The sequence below is a fragment of the Nitrospira sp. genome (genome assembly GCA_029194675.1).
Lineage (GTDB): Bacteria > Nitrospirota > Nitrospiria > Nitrospirales > Nitrospiraceae > Nitrospira_D.
Genome location: JARFXP010000001.1, coordinates 738,321 through 756,553, shown reverse-complemented (window position 1 = coordinate 756,553; position 18,233 = coordinate 738,321). Strand labels below are relative to the sequence as shown.

At 55.0% G+C, this 18,233-nt stretch carries 16 protein-coding genes; 13 read left to right on the top strand and 3 right to left on the bottom strand.

Annotated features, from left to right (window positions below; all coding sequences use genetic code 11):
* Positions 1–45: 45 nt before the first annotated feature.
* From P0120_03525 to P0120_03515, 3 genes are all read left to right on the top strand, one after another.
* Positions 46–447 carry a VanZ family protein gene (locus P0120_03525; protein ID MDF0673404.1) on the top strand — a complete coding sequence of 134 codons (402 nt, stop codon included), beginning with the start codon at positions 46–48 and terminating at the stop codon, positions 445–447.
* Between the two features lie 61 nt (positions 448–508).
* Positions 509–1,612, top strand: a complete 1,104-nt coding sequence (locus tag P0120_03520) for a phosphotransferase (protein ID MDF0673403.1) — start codon at positions 509–511, stop codon at positions 1,610–1,612.
* A gap of 61 nt (positions 1,613–1,673) precedes the next feature.
* The gene (locus P0120_03515; GenBank protein MDF0673402.1) at positions 1,674–2,423 is read left to right on the top strand and encodes a nucleotidyltransferase family protein; all 750 of its coding nucleotides are present in this window, start codon (positions 1,674–1,676) and stop codon (positions 2,421–2,423) included.
* A 51-nt stretch (positions 2,424–2,474) separates the two neighbouring features.
* Here P0120_03515 and P0120_03510 read toward each other — a convergent pair whose 3' ends face one another.
* From P0120_03510 to P0120_03500, 3 genes are all read right to left on the bottom strand, one after another.
* Complete coding sequence (locus tag P0120_03510) at positions 2,475–3,839, bottom strand: sigma-54 dependent transcriptional regulator (GenBank protein MDF0673401.1); 1,365 nt, start codon at positions 3,837–3,839, stop codon at positions 2,475–2,477.
* A 102-nt stretch (positions 3,840–3,941) separates the two neighbouring features.
* Positions 3,942–5,267 (bottom strand): DUF1015 domain-containing protein, encoded by a 1,326-nt coding sequence (locus P0120_03505; protein MDF0673400.1) that lies wholly within the window; start codon positions 5,265–5,267, stop codon positions 3,942–3,944.
* 126 nt (positions 5,268–5,393) lie between these two features.
* The gene (locus tag P0120_03500) at positions 5,394–6,398 is read right to left on the bottom strand and encodes a polyprenyl synthetase family protein (protein MDF0673399.1); all 1,005 of its coding nucleotides are present in this window, start codon (positions 6,396–6,398) and stop codon (positions 5,394–5,396) included.
* A gap of 1,383 nt (positions 6,399–7,781) precedes the next feature.
* On the opposite strand from P0120_03500, the gene P0120_03495 reads away from it, so the two are divergent.
* From P0120_03495 to pilO, 10 genes are all read left to right on the top strand, one after another.
* Positions 7,782–8,591: a fibronectin type III domain-containing protein gene (locus P0120_03495; protein MDF0673398.1), complete on the top strand. Its 810-nt coding sequence runs from the start codon at positions 7,782–7,784 to the stop codon at positions 8,589–8,591.
* Between the two features lie 311 nt (positions 8,592–8,902).
* Positions 8,903–11,248: a secretin N-terminal domain-containing protein gene (locus tag P0120_03490; GenBank protein ID MDF0673397.1), complete on the top strand. Its 2,346-nt coding sequence runs from the start codon at positions 8,903–8,905 to the stop codon at positions 11,246–11,248.
* Positions 11,245–11,751 carry a type II secretion system protein gene (locus P0120_03485; protein ID MDF0673396.1) on the top strand — a complete coding sequence of 169 codons (507 nt, stop codon included), beginning with the start codon at positions 11,245–11,247 and terminating at the stop codon, positions 11,749–11,751. Before P0120_03490 ends, P0120_03485 begins: the two co-directional genes overlap by 4 nt.
* A complete protein-coding gene (locus tag P0120_03480) occupies positions 11,726–12,127 on the top strand; it encodes a prepilin-type N-terminal cleavage/methylation domain-containing protein (GenBank protein MDF0673395.1) in 402 nt (133 codons plus the stop codon). Before P0120_03485 ends, P0120_03480 begins: the two co-directional genes overlap by 26 nt.
* 152 nt (positions 12,128–12,279) lie before the next feature.
* A complete protein-coding gene (locus P0120_03475) occupies positions 12,280–12,975 on the top strand; it encodes a LysM peptidoglycan-binding domain-containing protein (GenBank protein MDF0673394.1) in 696 nt (231 codons plus the stop codon).
* A 44-nt stretch (positions 12,976–13,019) separates the two neighbouring features.
* A complete protein-coding gene (locus P0120_03470) occupies positions 13,020–14,234 on the top strand; it encodes a type II secretion system F family protein (protein ID MDF0673393.1) in 1,215 nt (404 codons plus the stop codon).
* A gap of 63 nt (positions 14,235–14,297) precedes the next feature.
* Positions 14,298–16,025, top strand: a complete 1,728-nt coding sequence (locus tag P0120_03465; protein MDF0673392.1) for an ATPase, T2SS/T4P/T4SS family — start codon at positions 14,298–14,300, stop codon at positions 16,023–16,025.
* Between the two features lie 169 nt (positions 16,026–16,194).
* Positions 16,195–17,025, top strand: a complete 831-nt coding sequence (locus P0120_03460) for a hypothetical protein (GenBank protein MDF0673391.1) — start codon at positions 16,195–16,197, stop codon at positions 17,023–17,025.
* 10 nt (positions 17,026–17,035) lie between these two features.
* Entirely contained in the window at positions 17,036–17,656 is a 621-nt protein-coding gene (locus tag P0120_03455; GenBank protein MDF0673390.1) for a PilN domain-containing protein, read from the top strand.
* A gap of 3 nt (positions 17,657–17,659) precedes the next feature.
* Positions 17,660–18,232 (top strand): type 4a pilus biogenesis protein PilO, encoded by a 573-nt coding sequence (gene pilO, locus P0120_03450; GenBank protein MDF0673389.1) that lies wholly within the window; start codon positions 17,660–17,662, stop codon positions 18,230–18,232.
* Position 18,233: the final 1 nt, after the last annotated feature.

The following is an 18,233-nucleotide window of genomic DNA, read 5'->3' as shown; positions in this document are numbered from 1 at the left end:
AATCCGCGGGTGAATTTATGATCGAAGATTGGGTGAGGATTTGAGATGACGACATTTCTTCGGTACTGGGGGCCGGTGTGCGGATATGCCGGGCTCATTTTCTATCTATCCGCGCAGTCTCATCCTGAAACCCATGTACCGTTCGTCACATATTTCAGTGATAAGGTCTTGCATGCCGTCGAGTATGCGGTATTGGGTGCGTTGTGCTACAGGGCAATTCGTGGAAGTGGAAATGATTCGTGGGGGCAGGTTGCGATTCCAGCGGCCATTCTACTGACCTCGTTGTACGGGGTGAGCGACGAGGTTCACCAAGCGTTCGTTCCGTTTCGAGAATCGAGTTGGCTCGATTGGCTGGCGGATACCGTCGGAGCCGCGCTCGGGGTGACCGTCATGCATCGGGCGTTGAGTTTCAGACCGGTGGGCTCGATTCCGGAAGCGCTGCCGTAGCACCGATCGAATACGTGGTGTTCGTGACAAGTCACGGGACGCTCGCTATAATTCGCCGGGTATGTTGTCGGCCAACCCAACCCCTTTGAAGGCACCACTCTCTCCGCCTGATCAAACACTCATCGCTCAGGCCGTCGAAACTCGTCTTCCTCCTGGCCTCTTGTTGAGGACTCTGACGCCATTGGCAGGGGATGCCTCCAATCGGCGCTACTATCGAGCTGCTGTTGCCGGAGGGCCACCACATTCCGTGATCGTGATGCAGCTGGCTGAGCCGGAAGGGTTCAAACAGTCCGAAGAGGCGGTGAGTGGGGGGATACATCAGATCTCCGAACTGCCGTTCGTCAATATCATGTCGCATCTGGCCAAAGCGAAGGTGCCGGTGCCTACACTTCACTACTATGATCAATCCGCAGGGCTGCTCTATCTGGAAGATTTCGGAGATGTGACGTTGGCGGAAGCTGTCAGCCAGGCGGATGCACCGAGAGTGGAGTCACGGTACAAGCAGGCCGTCAACGTCTTGGTACAGATGCAGATCGACGCGACGACACCGGCTGATCCCGGGTGCCTGGCGTTTCACCGTAGCTTCGACGTGCCGTTATTGATGTGGGAGTTCGATCACTTCCTGGAATATGGAATCGCGGCACGCAACGGTAGACCGTTGCCCGATGAGGATGCCACGGCGATAAGGCGCGAGTTCGAAGGCATTGCGGAACTACTAGCTGGGCAGCCACGCGTCTTCACCCATCGCGATTACCACTCTCGCAATTTGATGGTCGACGGGCTGCGGCTCGGCGTGATCGACTTTCAGGATGCCTTGATGGGACCGACGACCTACGATCTTGCATCACTGCTGCGGGACGCCTACATTCAGCTCGACGAAGCCCTCGTTGATGATTTGGTGGGGGATTACCTCGACCAGCTGGCCGAACGACGTTTCGTCGGGGCTGATCGTGCCGCGTTCCGACGGCTGTTTGATCTGACGAGTATTCAACGCAATCTGAAGGCGGCAGGCCGGTTTGTCTACATTGATCGGGTGAAAGGTAACCCGAAATTCTTAGCCGATATCCCTCGTGTCTTGAGCTACGTCAAACGCAATCTTGAAAAATATCCGGAACTGACTACCCTCCGGAAGCAGCTCAGCCCACACGTGCCGGAATTGCAGTAGAGGACTGAGGACTGAACGTCGAATCGTCGACTCAGCACTCAGCACTGATTGTGTGAAAGCCATGATTCTTTCGGCCGGTCTCGGCACCCGCCTGAGACCGCTGACAAACACCATTCCTAAGCCGTTGTTGCCGGTCGGAGGAGCGCCGCTCATCGTCTGGAACTTACTGCTGCTGAAACGGCATGGGTTCCGCCAAGTCGTCATCAACCTGCATCACCTGGGTTCGATGATCGAACAGGCATTGGGCACAGGTTCAAAGTTCGGGGTTCGGATTACTTACTCCCATGAGCCGGTCATCCTTGGAACCGGCGGTGGGATAAAACAGGCGGAGCCTCATTTTTCCGGAGAGCCGGTTCTGATTCTCAACGGGGATACGTTGGTGGAATTGGATCTTGAGGCACTCTGCGATTTTCACCGCTCGCGCAATGCAGCGGCAACGTTGGTACTCCGGGAAGATCCGGAGGCTGCCCGTTGGGGGCTGGTTGAGGTGGGAGACAAGGGGCAGGTCTTACGTATCACTGGACAAGGGCTTGTGGATTCCGTACCCGCGACGCCGCGCATGTTCGCCGGAATTCATATCTTGCACCCTCGATTGCTCCGGGAGGTGCCGAAAGGAGTGGCATCTTCGATCATCGATCCCTATGTGAAGGCCATCGAGCGAGGAGAACCGGTGCTTGGGTATGACCTGCAGGGATATTGGTCGGACATCGGCACGGCCGAGCGCTACGCGCAGGCGGAACGGGATGTCCGAGCGGGGTTGATTCGTTTGGAAGACCGGCAGTCTCTCGAACCGCGTGTTCCGCTCACGTAAGTAGAGTTGATCTCGATCACGACGCTTCACCCGCTGGGCACTCCATCGGGCCTATTCTTTTTGTTGTTTGAGTAACCGAGCCAAGTAAGTTCGTTGAAGCTTGAGCGAATCGGCGGCTTTCGTCTGATTGCCTTCGGCCTGCTCCATCGCGCGCGCGATGATGTAGCGGCTGTGTTGCTCCATCGATTCATGGTAGGGCAGGTTCAGATAGGCCAGGGGAGTATCGTCATTTCGACGGAGCATGGTGTCCTCCGCCAGTAGGGCCAACATCTCCGGTTCGATGATGTCTTTCGGGCTCAAGACGACGGCGCGCGCGATCACATTATCCAATTCCCGAATGTTTCCCGGCCAGGGATAGCGGATCAAGGCATTGAGCGCGGCTGTGCTCAGAGTCATGCCTGGTCTTTTCGCATCTCTCGTATGTCGATCCAAAAAAAACTGAGCCAGGGCCGCGACATCCTCCGATCGTTCGCGGAGCGGCGGCAGGGTCAGGCTCACGACGTTGAGTCGAAAATAAAGATCTTCGCGGAAGTGGCCTGTTCGCACAGTCTGCCGAAGATCCTTGTTCGTGGCTGCAATGATGCGAATGTTCACCGAGACGATTTTGGAGCCGCCGACGCGGTGAAACTCACGGTCTTGCAGGACACGTAAGAGCTTAGCCTGCAGCGGAAGCGACATGTCTCCAATCTCGTCGAGGAAGACGGTCCCACCGTTGGCCATTTCCAGCTTGCCCTTTTGCTGTCGGTCCGCCCCGGTGAACGCGCCACGTTCGTGGCCGAACAGTTCGTTCTCCAGCAGAGTCTCTGTCAAGGCCACGCAGTTGATGACGACTAGCGGCATCGAACAGCGATGACTCCACTGATGGATCGAACGCGCAAAGAGTTCTTTTCCTGTGCCGCTTTCACCCAGCAGCAACACGCCCGCATCTGACTTGGCGGCTCGCTGTGCGGCTTCCACGACGGACCGAACCGATGGACTGTTGCCGACGATGTTGGCGTAACGGCTGTGGACCTCGGAACGAAGATAGGCGACTTGCCGCCGGAGCGAATCTCGCTCCAACGCTTTGCGGATCACGATGAGCAGATGGTCTTTGTCGAGGGGCTTGGTCAGAAAGTCGTAAGCTCCTTGTTTCATGGCGTCCACTGCGGCTTCAATGGATGCGTATGCGGTCATCACAATGACAGGAGGACCTTCCGATGGTTTCATCTGGGACAGACGCTTGAGGACATCAAGCCCCGACACTTTGGGCAGTGTGAGGTCCAGTAGGATCAGGTGCGGAGATTCGTCAATGATTTTGTCGAGCGCCTGCTGCCCCTCGGTGGCCACGATGGTCTCGTATCCGGAGGCTTGGAGCCGGTCCTCGAGCATCGTGACGATGTCGGGATCATCGTCGACAATAAGAATTTTGGCGTTCATCGGAATAACCCTCTGCCTCGGGTCATCTGTCGGCCGTCATGGACGAATCGGCCAGGAAGTCGTCTTGCGATCGGCGAGCGACGATTTGAAAAACATCTCCACTTAATAACCGTTCATCACATTGATGACGAGGCCCGTCAACGGCTTCGGATAAAAATACGTTGACTTGTGCGGCATTCGTTCTCTCGCTGCTGCGACGGCTTGAACTTCACTGACCTTCGTAGCGTTGAGCAGGAATGCGCCCGTCCCCGTTCCGTTGGCCACCCAGTCCAGGGCTTCGTGGTCATCTTTCGTGTACAGAATGGCTTCTTGTTGCTGCTGCGTCGCACAAAGCCTGGTCACGATCAGTTGTTGCAGCAAGGAGACGTCGAGTTTGGCTCGTGGTGATGCCTGAGTGGAAGGGCGATGGGCCGGTTTCAGCGTGAGAGTGACGTACCGGTCGTCGCCTCGTCGCGCCAGTCCGAACACCGGAACGTTCTTTCCTTCCGTCCGCAAGCTGGCCAAGAACTGTGACCGCGCTTGCTGTTGTGTGGATGTGCTGAAGGGGAATTCCCGAAACTCGAACGTGTCTCCCAGTATCGTCTTGATCTGGCCTGAAGACGGTAAGGGGGTGGTCGCAACTCGGTGTGTCGGTAATACCGTCAGCCCTGGATCTTCAAGCGGGGTGAGCAGCATTAACACGGAGTCGTAAGGTTGCAGCCCAGTCTGAGGCCCCGCCTGCTGTTGTCGGAGCTTCTGATAGCTCAACGCCGTTTCATAGCGATGGTGACCGTCCGCGATGAACAGCGGCTTGCTCTGCATCGCGTCGGTAACTTGTTGAAGGATCGTCTCATCGGTCACGTCCCAGAGGCATTCGCGACAGCCTGCATCGTCTTGAAAGTCATAGCGCGCCGGCTTGCCTTTTACCGCGGTTTCCAGAAGTTGGATGATGTCACCGAGCGGATCGGAGTAGAGGGACCAGATCGGGCTGAAGTTTGAGCGACAGGCTTCGATCAGATTCAGGCGATCAGTCTTTGCCGCGGCACGTGTATTCTCGTGAGGATAAATATGTCCGGAGTCGAGCGCCTCCAGCTTTGCCAGCGCCAGAAATCCCCGAAGCACTTTCTTGTGAGCGTCGGAGGCTAAGTAGGGAGGAGCGTATTCAATCATGTGAAAGTAGACGGCCGGCTGTGCGTCGCGCTTGAGGATGCCCTCGGTGAGCCATGTCCGCAGCGTAGTTGCAGCGCGGGTATACCGGTTATAGGCAAGGCTGTCACCGGTCTGGTCGAGACCCAATTCCATTCGGATAATGTTGTGAGGATGGCGGTCGTGCAGTCGTTTCTGTCCCTCCACATCGATGATATCGTATGGCGGGGCGACCACGTCCTTGATAGAGCCCACGAGCGTTTGGTCGTACAGCATGCCCTGAAACGGAATGATCTGAGACATGAACAACCTCTTGGCAGTGTCGTGACAGCGACACGGTTTGATGGTTAATAGGAGGGAGTGGGATCCTTTCGCCCCACGCCGTGCCGCTCCTACGGCCCAGCGTCTTTCCAGCCGGTGGGAGGACAGCTAACGGTCGCGGGTAATCATATAATCAGCGGCGACCGACAGCGCGCGCCGTGCAGTACTGTCGTCAAAGTGTTCGAGCTCATGTTTGGCGGCGGCGATGTAGGCACTCGCGCGATCCATGGCATAGGTGATCGAACCGAAATCGGCCATGAGGAACAGGATACGTTCAAGATCGGCGGTGCTGAGCGTCCGAGTTTCCATTCGATCCTTGATCATCTGCCGATCCTGTTCCGAGCAATGTTGTAACAGATGTAGAAGGGGCAGCGTCGCTTTTCCCTGCCGGAGATCCTGCCCGATCGTTTTTCCGAGCGATTCGCCGTTTGCGATGTAATCCAAAGTATCGTCGGCAACTTGAAACGCGATACCGAGGTATTGGCCGAAGCGGAACAACGCTTTCTGTTGTGTTTCGGGAGCATCGGCAAGAATGGCACCCATGCGGCAGGCGGCCGCAATCAAACCGGCGGTTTTGTGCTCGACGATCTTGATGTAATCGATTTCGGGCATGGCGGGATTGCCGTTGTAATACAACTGGAGGACTTCACCTTCGGCCATTTTCTTACAAGCCTCGGCGAGGACTTCATTGATCCCTTGGCTCTGAAACTCAACGACTTTGCACATGGCTTTGGTGTAGAGATAATCCCCCACAAGGATGCTGATCTGGTTTCCCCAAACCTTGCGCGCGGTTCTTCTGCCTCTACGGAGATCGGCGTCATCCACGACATCGTCGTGTAAGAGGGTGGCGGTATGGATGAATTCCACGATGCTGCCGAGCTGATGATGCTCGATTCCAGGATAGCCGCAGAGGCGAGCCGACAAGAGGAGGAGCAGTGGTCTGATGCGTTTGCCGCCACCGCTCAAGATGTGGGCGGCGACCGTATTGACCAGGGTCACGCTGGAGTCGAGGTTCTTCCTGACCCGATTCTCCACCCCGTCCAGTTCATCACGGTAGGCGTCCCATACATCCGACATGCTGTGCAGGGCTGCGATCGCAGGACCTTGTGCCATGCGGCGGATGGTATGGCAGCCGAGGAAATAAAGTCAAGCAAATGAAAGCGGGCTATGCCTCGCCGACTTGGATTGTGTATCGCGGTACGTGCCGTTACCTGTATATTTCAAACGCCGCGTCTCCCGACAAAGAAACATTCCTTATATCAGCCTCAATAACATTATGGGGCTTCCGGATTTATCATGAATACAGGTAGAGCCCTCCGCATGTGAGTCCATCGCCGGCTTGAAGCGCTCGGTGTTGCGGAATCTTGATGCCAGGCTCTTGGTCTGCTGAATCTGGCAATTGTGTTCTCACTCCTCGTGTTGGTCGCCGGGTGCTGGCAATAACTCACAGTGTTCTCGGTGCCTGCGAATCATCGCGGTGGTCTTGCGGATCGGCTTCAGTCGGCTGTGCGTTTTTGCGCAGTACCACCGTTCTAAACTGCTGAGCTGACGCCGGGTAAGCGTATTGCCATAGATGGCGCAGCGTCTTTTTCATGGCGCCTACGTCCGGCCGACCTTGAGCTCCAGACGAATCAGGGTGGCAAACTCATTGCGCCATCGCGCCGACACGTACCCCCCCGGGGGTACGGCTCCTGATACTTGTTACCCTTGAGCGCCTCGTCATCTGATGCCATCAGGTCTCGGTGGTAATGGTTTCGAGACCGTGTCTGCCGCTTTGCCGATATGGCCCATGACCTGGCGGTAGAAAGCGATCTTCTTGTCCACCGCAGGCACCTTAGATACTGAAGATACTGATAGAATGCGGTGTGGTTTCTCCTTGGAAGACCATGCTTCCCTTATCCGAGAATTGCCAAAGATATCAAAGAGATCTCCGTATGCATGTACATGTCGAATAAGGACGATACGAGTGGTTCTAACACCGATGAACATGAACCTAAACCATCACTTCATGTGTACGTCTAGGAGATGCGAAAGTTCCCTCATGGATCTCTTTCTCTGAAACCGCTCGAAGGGCACGAATTTCAGTAAAACCCATAGAAACCTCTTCATTTGAACACCCACTAGTCAAAATTGTTTCCCCATTCGCAAGGGGCACCTAACTTGCTCATCGCTTTCTAGCCTTGTGCGCATCCACAGTTCGCAATGTGTTTTCCATGGAGGACTCCGATAATGCGCCAGAAAATTCAGCGATTGTTGTTCTTCGCGTCCAGTATGAGCACACTATTGTTTGTTTTTGATCAGATGATTCCATTGATACAACCAGCGTTAGCGGCGCCAGGTCGAGGTACAATCTCGACGACTGCACCGCTTCCCGGTCAGATGCAAGGGCGACCGACAACACCCCCCCTGGACAGGCTCGTGTCTGAAATGCCGGGACCGAAAAAGCTTGCTCCGCCGCCCATCCCTCTTCCGACTCCACCATTACCAAAGTCTCCTATGACGACTGTTGCGTTGAGTCCGTCATCGTTGACGTTCTCGGGGGTTCAGGGAGGGGGCAATCCGGCAAGTCAAACCGTGACGGTCAATTCTAATGGCAATTGGACGGCCAATAGCAGCGCCCCTTGGCTCGTGCTGAGTTCATCATCAGGGAACGGCAACGGATCCATCGCAGCCAACGTTGACTTATCAGCTACTACGGTAGGCCTGAACAACGCCACGATCACCGTTACGAGCGGTGGCGTGGCGAGAACTATTTCCGTCACGTTAACCGTATCAGCCGGGTCATTGACGGCTTCCCCCAACAGCGTGACCTACACAGCTACGCAGGGAAGGGCAAACCCTTCCGACCAGAGCATCGCCATTAGTGCAAATGGAACGTGGACGGTAAGTGATGGTGCCTCCTGGTTATCGCTTAGTCCTACGTCCGGCTCTAACAACGGAACCATTACGGCAAGCGTCAATACCGCTACCGCGACCCAAGGAGATAATGCGGCCACCATCACTGTGAAGAGTGGCGGTCTAATCAGCACCGTACGGGTCACCCTGATGCTGAATCCTTCATCGAGTTCGTCCGTCACGCTGACTTGGAATGCCAATGTCGAAAGCGACCTAGCGGGATATAGAGTGTATCGATCGACGTCATCAGGAATCTACGGAGCCGCCATTGCGACGATCCAGGGTAATACGCCCGGGTACATTGCAACAGGACTCCAATTCGGTACGACGTATTTCTTTGTTGTCACGGCTTTTGATATCGCAGGGAATGAAAGCGCTTACTCGAATGAGGTCAGCAAGAGTATTTTCTGACCCACGCGAGCAGAGACTTGTGTTGCTGATGGGGCGAGACAGTCTCTCGACGCTTGTTCGCACAGAAGCCGCTTCTTCAACTGACCGAAGAGCCGATTTTAGGGTTCCTCAGGTCCAGGGGGGTATACTTTTGCGGCGGTCAAAGTCGCCATCCTGCTCCACCCTAACTTGTTGACTTGTTCTTGCGGGACGTCGCTCTCATCTCTTCTGGGCTTTTCCTTTGAGCCTGTCCTGATCCGTAGTATAAAAATTGATGGCTGGGCACGGGAAATGCTTCAGGCCATACGGAATATCCCTAGGAGACATATAGGGTGGCTCGTCAATTGAAGCCGCGTCTTCATAACCGAACGATAGAAATCACCCAGGTTCTGGCAATTCTCGGGACGTTTGGATGTGCTCTACTGGTGTCTCCGGAGGTCAAGCGTGGAGATCAGCATTTGGCCGGGGAGCGTTGGGAAGAAGCCATCCTTGCTTACAAACAGGCGCTAAAAGACGATCCTTTTGATCCGTCTCTACAACGCAAGTACGCGTTGGCTCGCGAGCGCGCTGCGGCGATGCATGCGGAGCACGGTCGGGCGTTTCTGAAGGAAAAGCAATTCGATCTTGCCCTTGAAGAATTCAAGCGAGCTCTGGCCATCGACCCCTCCAGTACCGACCACCAAGCGGGTTTCATGGAAACCACTCGGGTGAAAGAATCCAGGTCTCATTACCGCGAGGCGGAACGGCTGGTTCAACATGGACGAATCGAGGAGGCGATGGGTAGTTTTGGGCGGGCTGTTGAGCTCGATCCAGCGTACCGGGAGGCGCTGGAGAGCATTACCCGGCTTACCGAAGAGCAACAAGGGCTCGCAAGAGGCGAGCGTTCCAGGCAGCCTGTGACATTAAAGTTCAAGAACGCCGGGATTAAGGAAGTCTTGGAGAGTGTGGCGAAGGTTGGCGGGTTTACGTTGGTTTTCGACAAGGATGTAAGGAACGACCCTATTTCTATTTCGATTCAGGACACGTCTTTTGATGAAGCACTGCAACTGATTCTCAATAGCAATAGTTTGTTTTCCCGTCAGGTATCTCCAACGGTCTTGATCGTCAGCCCTGATACCAAGCAGAAACAGGAACAGTATCAGGATCTGATGATCCGAACCTTTTACCTTTCGAACGCCAAATCCAAAGACATGTTGTCGCTCCTGAAAAGCATGCTCGATTCGAAGCGCATGCATGCCAATGAGCAGTTGAACACGATCGTAATCCGTGATCAGCCTGAAAAAATCCAGATGGCTGAAAAAATTATCCTGGCCAACGATCGCCAGGAGGCAGAAGTGCTCTTTGACGTCGAAGTGCTGGAGGTCGATCGGACCGTCAATCAGACCTATGGACTGACATATCCGAAACAGGTCGCCTACGCCATGGTTCCCCCAGGACCTGCTGGCCTTATTGCCGGGACACTTGCCCAACAGTTCACCTTGCGTCAGTTGACCAACTTAGGACCGGATAATTACCTCTTCAAGCTCCCAACGAATGTCCAGCTGGATTTCTTCAAACAGATAACGGACGCGAAGACGCTTGCCGCGCCGAAGATCCGGGTCGTGAACAATAAGAAAGCGGAGATCAACATTGGCGACAAACAGCCGATCCTCCTGTCCACGACGAACGTCCTGCCCGGTCAAGCCACGACGGGCGCGGTGCCGACGACATCGACCGTGACGTCGATTGAGTTTCGGGATACCGGCGTCAAACTGACGGTAGAACCTTCTATCAGGCTGGGGGGCGAGCTCGGATTGAAAATGAAGATCGAAGTGATTCGGCTGGGCGAGCAAGTCACGTTGCAGGCATCTCCGCCCATTACGCAGTTCAAGTTTGGCAATCGGTCGGCCGAGACGATGCTCAGTATCAAGGATGGGGAAACCATTATCCTGGGCGGGCTCCTGCAAGAGGAAGATCGGAAAACCAAAGTGACGATCCCGTGGCTCGGCGACCTTCCTTTGATCGGGAATCTCATCAGTTCGTTCAGGACCGACCGAGTTACCACTGAAGTGATTTTGACGATTACGCCGCATATTGTGCAGAACATGACCCCTCCAACACTCAACGCGCAAGCGTTTTGGTCCGGCACGGAATTCACCTATGCAACCGAGCCGATGTATCCGGTCCCTGGGCGGAAGGTATCCACGTCGGTAGGGACGGGGTACGGAGAGCATCCCGTCGTAGGCGACAGGGCGGCGAAAGACACCGGAGAAACGAACCTGGCCCGTTCCTTGGCTCAACTGGCTGTCCCCGATCCACTGCTGGCCATCCACCCAGATGAATCGGTTGTTCAAGCTGGTCGGGAAATCAGGTTGTCGATCGTGGATGGCCGGATCGGTGCATCGGATCGCAACGTATTCAAGTTTGAATATGACCCGAAGGTGCTTCAGTTCAAACGGCTCAGTGCGGCGGAACTTGTCATCCCATCGGACCTCCCTCCTGGAAATCAGAGGAAGGCCGTAGGAAATATAGCGTTCAGGCTAGCCCGTCCGAACCAACATGCTCCGCGGTCCGCGAGCATTATCTTTGTCGCAAGGGTGCCTGGGGTGTCGCCGGTTCGCGTTGAACTGACTGATTCTGGTGGTGCGGTACAGGCATCACCCGGAGTAATCGGGACAGGTGTGGTGAGAGTGCGGTGAGCGAGGGCGGGTTAACACTCATCGAGATTCTTGTCACCATGGCAATCATTGTGCTCTTGGCTTCGGTCGCCATGCCATTGAGTAAGGTATCAATGAAAAGAGCCCAGGAGATTGAGCTGCGCCAGCATCTTCGGACCATTCGCGGCGCGATCGATCTGTTCAAAATGGAATGGAATCGCGATGGAGATGTCTTACTTGGAGCGGTCTGTATGAAGAATAGGTTGGTGTGTAAGGAAATCACCGGGTCGTACGGCTATCCGAAGTCCCTCGATGCTCTGTTAGGAGTAAAACTGACGGGAGAAGAGGCGACGATTCGAGGCACCACGGTAAGGCGCTATTTACGGGTGATGCCAATCGACCCACTGACAGGAAAACCCGATTGGGGCCTGCGTTGTTACAAAGATCGTCCGAAGCCGTCTAGCTGGTGCGGTGAAGATGTCTACGATGTGATGACACAAAGTGAGGAGTCGGCACTCGATGGTACCAAGTACCAGGATTGGTAAGATAGATGGATGGAATCCAAAGGGGTTCACACTAATTGAACTTATGATCACCGTGTCCATCGTCGGCATTTTGGCTACTATTGCCGTTCCGTCCTATCAATCATCCTTGATCAAAGCTAGGGAGACGGTGTTGCGGCAGGACCTCTTCACGCTCCGCGAGTTGTTGGACCATCATCGTGCGGACAAAGGGAAGTATCCTCCGGCTTTGGATAGTCTGGTAACTGCAGGGTATCTACGGACCCTACCTAAAGACCCCTTTACGAATTCGCCGAGTTCCTGGCAACAGATCATTGAACCAACAGAGGGTGGCATCTTTGATGTGTATTCAGGGTCAGACCTTGTTGGGACAAACGGGACTCCATATAACCAATGGTGAACAGGCGCGTGAGATCGCCTCGGAGTAGATTCTGCCTGGGGCACGAAGCGTTTCGAGTGAGGGGAGAATGGGGGAGTACGTTCCTGGGAATCCTTTTGCTCGGAATGTCGGCCTGTAGTCCGCTCGAACCCACCATTAGGGAAGAACCGGAGATGTCGGATCTCCAACTCACGGTAGACACCCTCAAGATCTCATTGCGAAATGCCCAGCGAACGGTTGCCGAGTTGAGAGCAGAGGCCGACGCACGACGTCAGGAATTGGCTGATGTGCAGATCGTCCGGGCGCAGCTCGAAGGGCGTAATCGGGAGGCGGAACGTCGGTTGACGGAAGCTCGCCATGTGATTGATCTCCAACGGGAAGAACTAAGCAGCGCTCGTTCCGAACGGGAAGAGGTGGGGCGGACCAGAGTCGCACTGCAGAATCAACGGAGGCAGCTTCAAAAGCAGTTATCGAAAGTTGGGAGGCAGGTGAAGGGAAATGTGTCTCCCGCGGCTATGGTTTCTCCAAGAGACGGACAACTGGAGTTGGTGGCTGTCGGCCCCCAGCAGGATGCCCTGTTGGCGGCTCTGGAGGAGGGCACCCGGATTGTCTCGGGGCCGGCGACCGAGGTATCCAGAGCATCCTCGGTCGGCGAACCACCGCGGAGTTCTCTGTCGGCAACTGTGGGACCTCGCATACAGGTAGTAGTCAAGTCTGGGGATACGTTGTGGAGTATTGCACGCCGATATCACACTTCCGTCAGACGCCTCATGGTTCGTAACGCGCTGCCTCACGACCGTATTCAAGTTGGTCAAGCCCTCTGGTTTACTGAGCCTCCAAGTGAAGCGTCCGAGTGCGAGCGAAAGTAGTGGCGCACGATGGGCTAAGCGGCAATTCCTGAAGGTCTAGTTCTATGGCAGTATTTGCGTATCGAGTCGCACGTCATGATGGGTCTACAATCCATGGGCATGTGGAAGGAGAAAGTGAGTCGTTGGTTCGCGCCAAGCTAGAGTCACAAGGGTTGTTGGTCTTCAATCTTCACCGTCGGGGAGTCACCTTAGTCAAGACGGAGGCCTCGTGGTCATGGGGAAAGCTTCCGCTGGGTCAGTTCTTGGTCTTCAATCAAGAGTTGCTGGCTCTGGTCAAGTCCGGGCTACCCATTATGCGCATCTGGGATCTCCTGATCGAACGAGCCGGCCATGCTGGATTTCAGCGGATACTACGTGACGTGCGAGAAGACATTCGAGGCGGAGCCTCTGCCTCGGACGCGTTAGCTAAACACCCCGCATATTTCCCGGAACTCTATGTCGCCACGGTAAAGGCAGGAGAGCAATCGGGCAATCTTCCGGAGGTGCTACAGCGGTATGTGGCGTATCTGAAGCTGATGGTCGGGCTTCGTCAGAAGGTGAAGAAGGCGATCTCCTATCCCATTGTCCTTATCGGTATCGGCCTGGCCGTGGTCAGTTTTCTGTTGATCTATGTCATGCCGACTTTCGTATCGGTCTATGGAGAATCAGAGAAGACCTTACCATGGGCGACTCAGGTCTTGCTTGATATGGTTATGCATGCCGAGTCACGGATAGTGCCCGCAGTAGTCGCCGTGATCGGCATCGTGATCGGAATACGTACCTACTACGCCACCCCGGCAGGACAGCTGGCGATCGATCGTCTTGTGCTGAAACTCCCACTCGTGGGTCAGATTGCAGTCGAACACAATACCGTTCAACTTACGCGAACGCTCGGAACGATTCTTGCTGGCGGCACTCCACTCATTGATGCCTTGCAAGGCGCACGAGGAGCCGTTTCAAACAGATGGATTTCACAAGAAACGATCGGAGCCGTCAATGAGATTCGTGAGGGTGCGACATTGGCTGATGCATTGGATCGTTCCAGAGTGCTCCCGAGACTCGCGATCGAAATGTTATCGGTAGGGGAAGAAACAGGTTCGCTTGATACGATGTTGCGAGACGTCGCGGAGTTTTATGAGGCTGATCTCGATACGAAGCTTGTGCAGCTCACCATTTGGATAGAGCCGGTCTTGCTGCTCGTCATGGGGGTGTTAGTCGGCGGGATTGTCATTGTGATGTATCTACCGGTATTTCAGATGGCTGGGACCGTCGGCGGTTAGACAGGAACAAAGTGGGAATGGGATCCGAGGGCGTTGAGGATTCAACGAGGAGAGAGGTCGCGTATGCCGCGTAGCCTTTCAAGGCCATCTCTTGCCGAGGTCCTGGTGGACCAGCGAATGCTCACAAAGCACTCGGTCGAGGATGTCCTGCGCCGATTGAAGGGAGCGGCTGTCGCCTTAGGACAAACGCTGATCAGTGAAGGGCTCCTCTCGGAGGATCAATTGGCTCATGCCCTGGCTGTTCAATACGGTCTTCCCTATGATCCGTTGACTGATTTTCAGATCGATCCGCGATACTACGAAACCATCTCGATCAAGTTGATGCAGCGATTTCCCTTTGCGCCGATGGCTGAGCATTCTGGAGGATTGACGATCGCCGTTGCCGACCCGCAAAACCGGCTCGGGCTCGACGAATTGGAGCTCCTCATCGGAAAGCCGCTGAATCGAGTCGTCAGCTCGAAGAGCGCCATTCTGGCGGCGCTGGAACGCAGTGAAGGATCGAGTCAAGTGCTCCGTGAGCTGGAAGCGGAGTATCGGTCGATCTTGCTGAAAGAAGATGATCAAGGAGAAGAAATTCCAACTCTGGATCATACGGGGGAAGAGCAGAGTCCGACCGTGAAGCTGCTGGACTCGATTTTGCTGAGTGCGATGCAGCGCCGCGCAAGTGACATCCACATCGAAGCCGCAGATCGCGCGACGAAAGTTAAACTTCGTGTCGACGGCATTCTGATTCCAGCCATGGAGCCGCTGGATATTCGATTGCATGCCCCTTTGGTGTCGCGATTGAAGGTCATGTCAGAGCTCGATATTGCGGAGCGTCGGGTGCCTCAGGATGGAAGCTTCCGTATGAGGCTGGATCGCAGGGCAGTGGATTTGCGTGTCTCCATCCTACCCAGCGTCTTCGGCGAGTCGGTCGTGATTCGAATACTGGACCGGGACTCGATTGCGACCGGAGTGTCGGCCTTGAAGCTCGAACGGCTCGGGTTTAATCCGGAGGATCTGAAACGATTCAGAAAAGCCATCACGCGGCCCTATGGCATGGTGTTGGTAACGGGGCCGACGGGAAGCGGGAAGACGACGACGCTGTACGCTGCGATATCCGAGATGAACACGCTCGAAGACAAGCTGATTACGATCGAAGATCCCGTTGAATACCAACTCTCAGGAGTGGTGCAGATTCCCGTCAATGAAAAGAAAGGAGTCACGTTCGCCCGCGGTCTCCGCTCCATACTCCGTCATGATCCAGATAAGATCATGGTCGGCGAAATTCGAGATGCCGAGACGGCGCAGATCGCGATCCAATCGGCCCTGACCGGCCATCTTGTGTTGACGACGGTGCACGCGAACAATGTATTCGACGTCATCGGGCGGTTCGCGTCGATGGGGATCGACGCCTATAATTTTTTGGCCGCTCTCAACTGCGTGTTGGCGCAGCGGCTGGTCCGAATCCTGTGTCCGTCATGTCGGACACCAGTCAAAGTGCAGCAGGCTCTTATTGAAGAATCCGGGTTGGACTATGAGCAATACAAGGATACGTTGTTCCATGAGGGAAAGGGTTGCCCACAATGTCATGGTACTGGGTACCGAGGGAGAAAATGCATCACGGAATTCCTCGATTTAACCGATGAAATCAAAGAAATGATTCATGCCGAGCGACCCCTTTCAGAAATCCGATACCGGGCCGTGACCGATGGAATGATTACGCTGCGGCAGTCGGCGCTGAAAAAAGTGTTGAATGGGGAGACGTCGCTGCGAGAGATCAATCGTGTGACGTTCAGCGAGGAGGGGTAATCCGATGTGGCAATGGACCAGTAGCCGCCCCCAACGTTGCTTAAAATTCGGAACCGACTCAATCGCGTGGGCCGAAACCGAGCGAAATTGGTGTGGACAGCGTCGACATACGTGCGTCATATCCCCGCTTTCCGATGGCATGATCAAGCCTTCTCCAACTGAGGAGAACGTGTCCGATCCGTCAGAATTGGCAAATCGTATTCGTGCCCTGACGGGCTCAGAGTCGGTTCACCATGCGGCCGGGGGAGCAATCATCCCTGAGCTTCCTCGACGAATTGGAGTGTTGCTGCCTGACACGGCGGTCAGAGCGACAGTCTTGCAGCTTGAGCAGCTCCCTGTCAGGCGCGAGGAACGCGATGCGCTGATCCGCTGGCGGCTCGGTCAAGAGCAACTGTTCCCGCTAAGCGGGGCGAAGGTCTCGTTCCAGGTATTTCATGATCGCTCGGGGAGTAAAGGGCCAGCCCATACTGTGCTGACGGTGGCGGCCCAGGAATCGGTGCTGCAGCAGTATGAGTCTCTGTGTGAATCTGTCGGGCTCATCCCACAAGAAGTGGGGATCACGAGCCTACGGATCTTCGATCTATGGAGAAGGGCCTTAGGTGGATCTCGTTGGCAAAGCCGAGAGTGTCTGTGGGTCAACCTATCGGATCGAGCCTTGACGACCATAATTTGTCAACGAGGACGTTTGCTGTTCTACCGGTGCAAGCTCCTGGGGGTCGAGGCGGCTCACGTGTTTACGAAGACCGATATGCTGAGCAAGATTCTCGAGGAATGCTGCATATCGTTAGAGATCTGTCAACAACAATACCCCTCAGCGGTCGTTAAGGAAGCCGTTATTTGTGCAGACGGAGACATTTCGGCCTTTCAAGAATTGATTGAGGCAGAGCTCCGACTGTCCGTCGAACAACTAGGCTGGGAATCGCTCGAGGCCCTTGGTCGGGTGGCCAAAAGGAGTCATCGAGGGATGACATCGTTGGCTGCGATGGCTGGGTTGCTCTAGCATGACGATCATGAGTTCTGCGGTCGCCAGGTTCTTCGAACCACTCAGATCAATTCCATTGCTGCGTCGCGCCGATAATCAGTTCCAGATAAACCTGAGCCGCCGCTATCGGCCGATGGTCGTTCCGCTTCGATTGCTCTTGATCGGAAGCTGTGTCCTGCTTCTGATAGGGATTAGTTGGAACGTCAGGCAAGTGATTCTCACCCATCAAGAATCTTTGACTATCCAAGTAGAATTGGATGGAGTACGGCAACAGGACCTAGACTTGATTGCAGAGGCCCGAGATGAAGGCATTGATTTGTCTGAAGAGGCGTTGAAGAGGCTGCCTTTCGAGGTTGAGTTGGCCAATCAGCTGCTTGAAAAAAGAACCTTTTCATGGACAAAGTTTTTGACCGAATTGGAACAGACGATCCCTTCACGCCTTGCCCTCAGCAGTGTTCGCCTAGATCAAGCCGGCACTATGGTTCGACTCACAGGAACCGCTACGAGCCTGGAAGACATCAGTAGTTTCACCATCGGACTCCAGGATCACGCAACATTTAAGGACCCGATCCTGGCGCAGCATCGTGTCGGACCGAACGGGTTGGTGGAATTCGACGTCACATTACGCTACCGGCATGAAGGAGCTTGAGTGATGAAAGATCGCCTGCTCTTTCTCTGGCAGCATCCCTTCGCACCCTTGCTTCCGTGGCTGGGGGTCGCTCTGGGTCTGCTTTTCATACTGTTCCTCGTCCAGGACCTCGGTGTGGCAGGCGTCCAAGCTAGCCGGGAGCGTTTGGAAAACGAATGGGCCGCGGCCCGCCAGAAGTTGGTCTATCATCGAGAAGCAAGAAAAGCGAAACAGGACCTAAGCCGAGTATGGGCGCTGTTTCCAGCCGAGCGCGACTTTACCCCGTTAGCACTGGGGATTTCAGATGAAGCGAAGCGCGATCGTGTCACATTGCCGGCGTTGTCCTATAAGACCGAGCCTACGCTCGTTGCAAATACGAGCAAAGGACTGTTACAGGGGCCGATGACCGGACGATACGAGGATCTCCGCCGATTCATCTATGGTCTCGAGACGGCTGAAGAGTTGGTGTTCATCGAGGATCTTGAGCTGACTCGGTCCGGAGGCAGTCAGGACGCGTTGTTGACATTCAATATTAGGATTGCGACGTACCTTCGCGGCGATGCTGGGGAGTCCAGTGCGCCTGGACCAGCACAGTAAC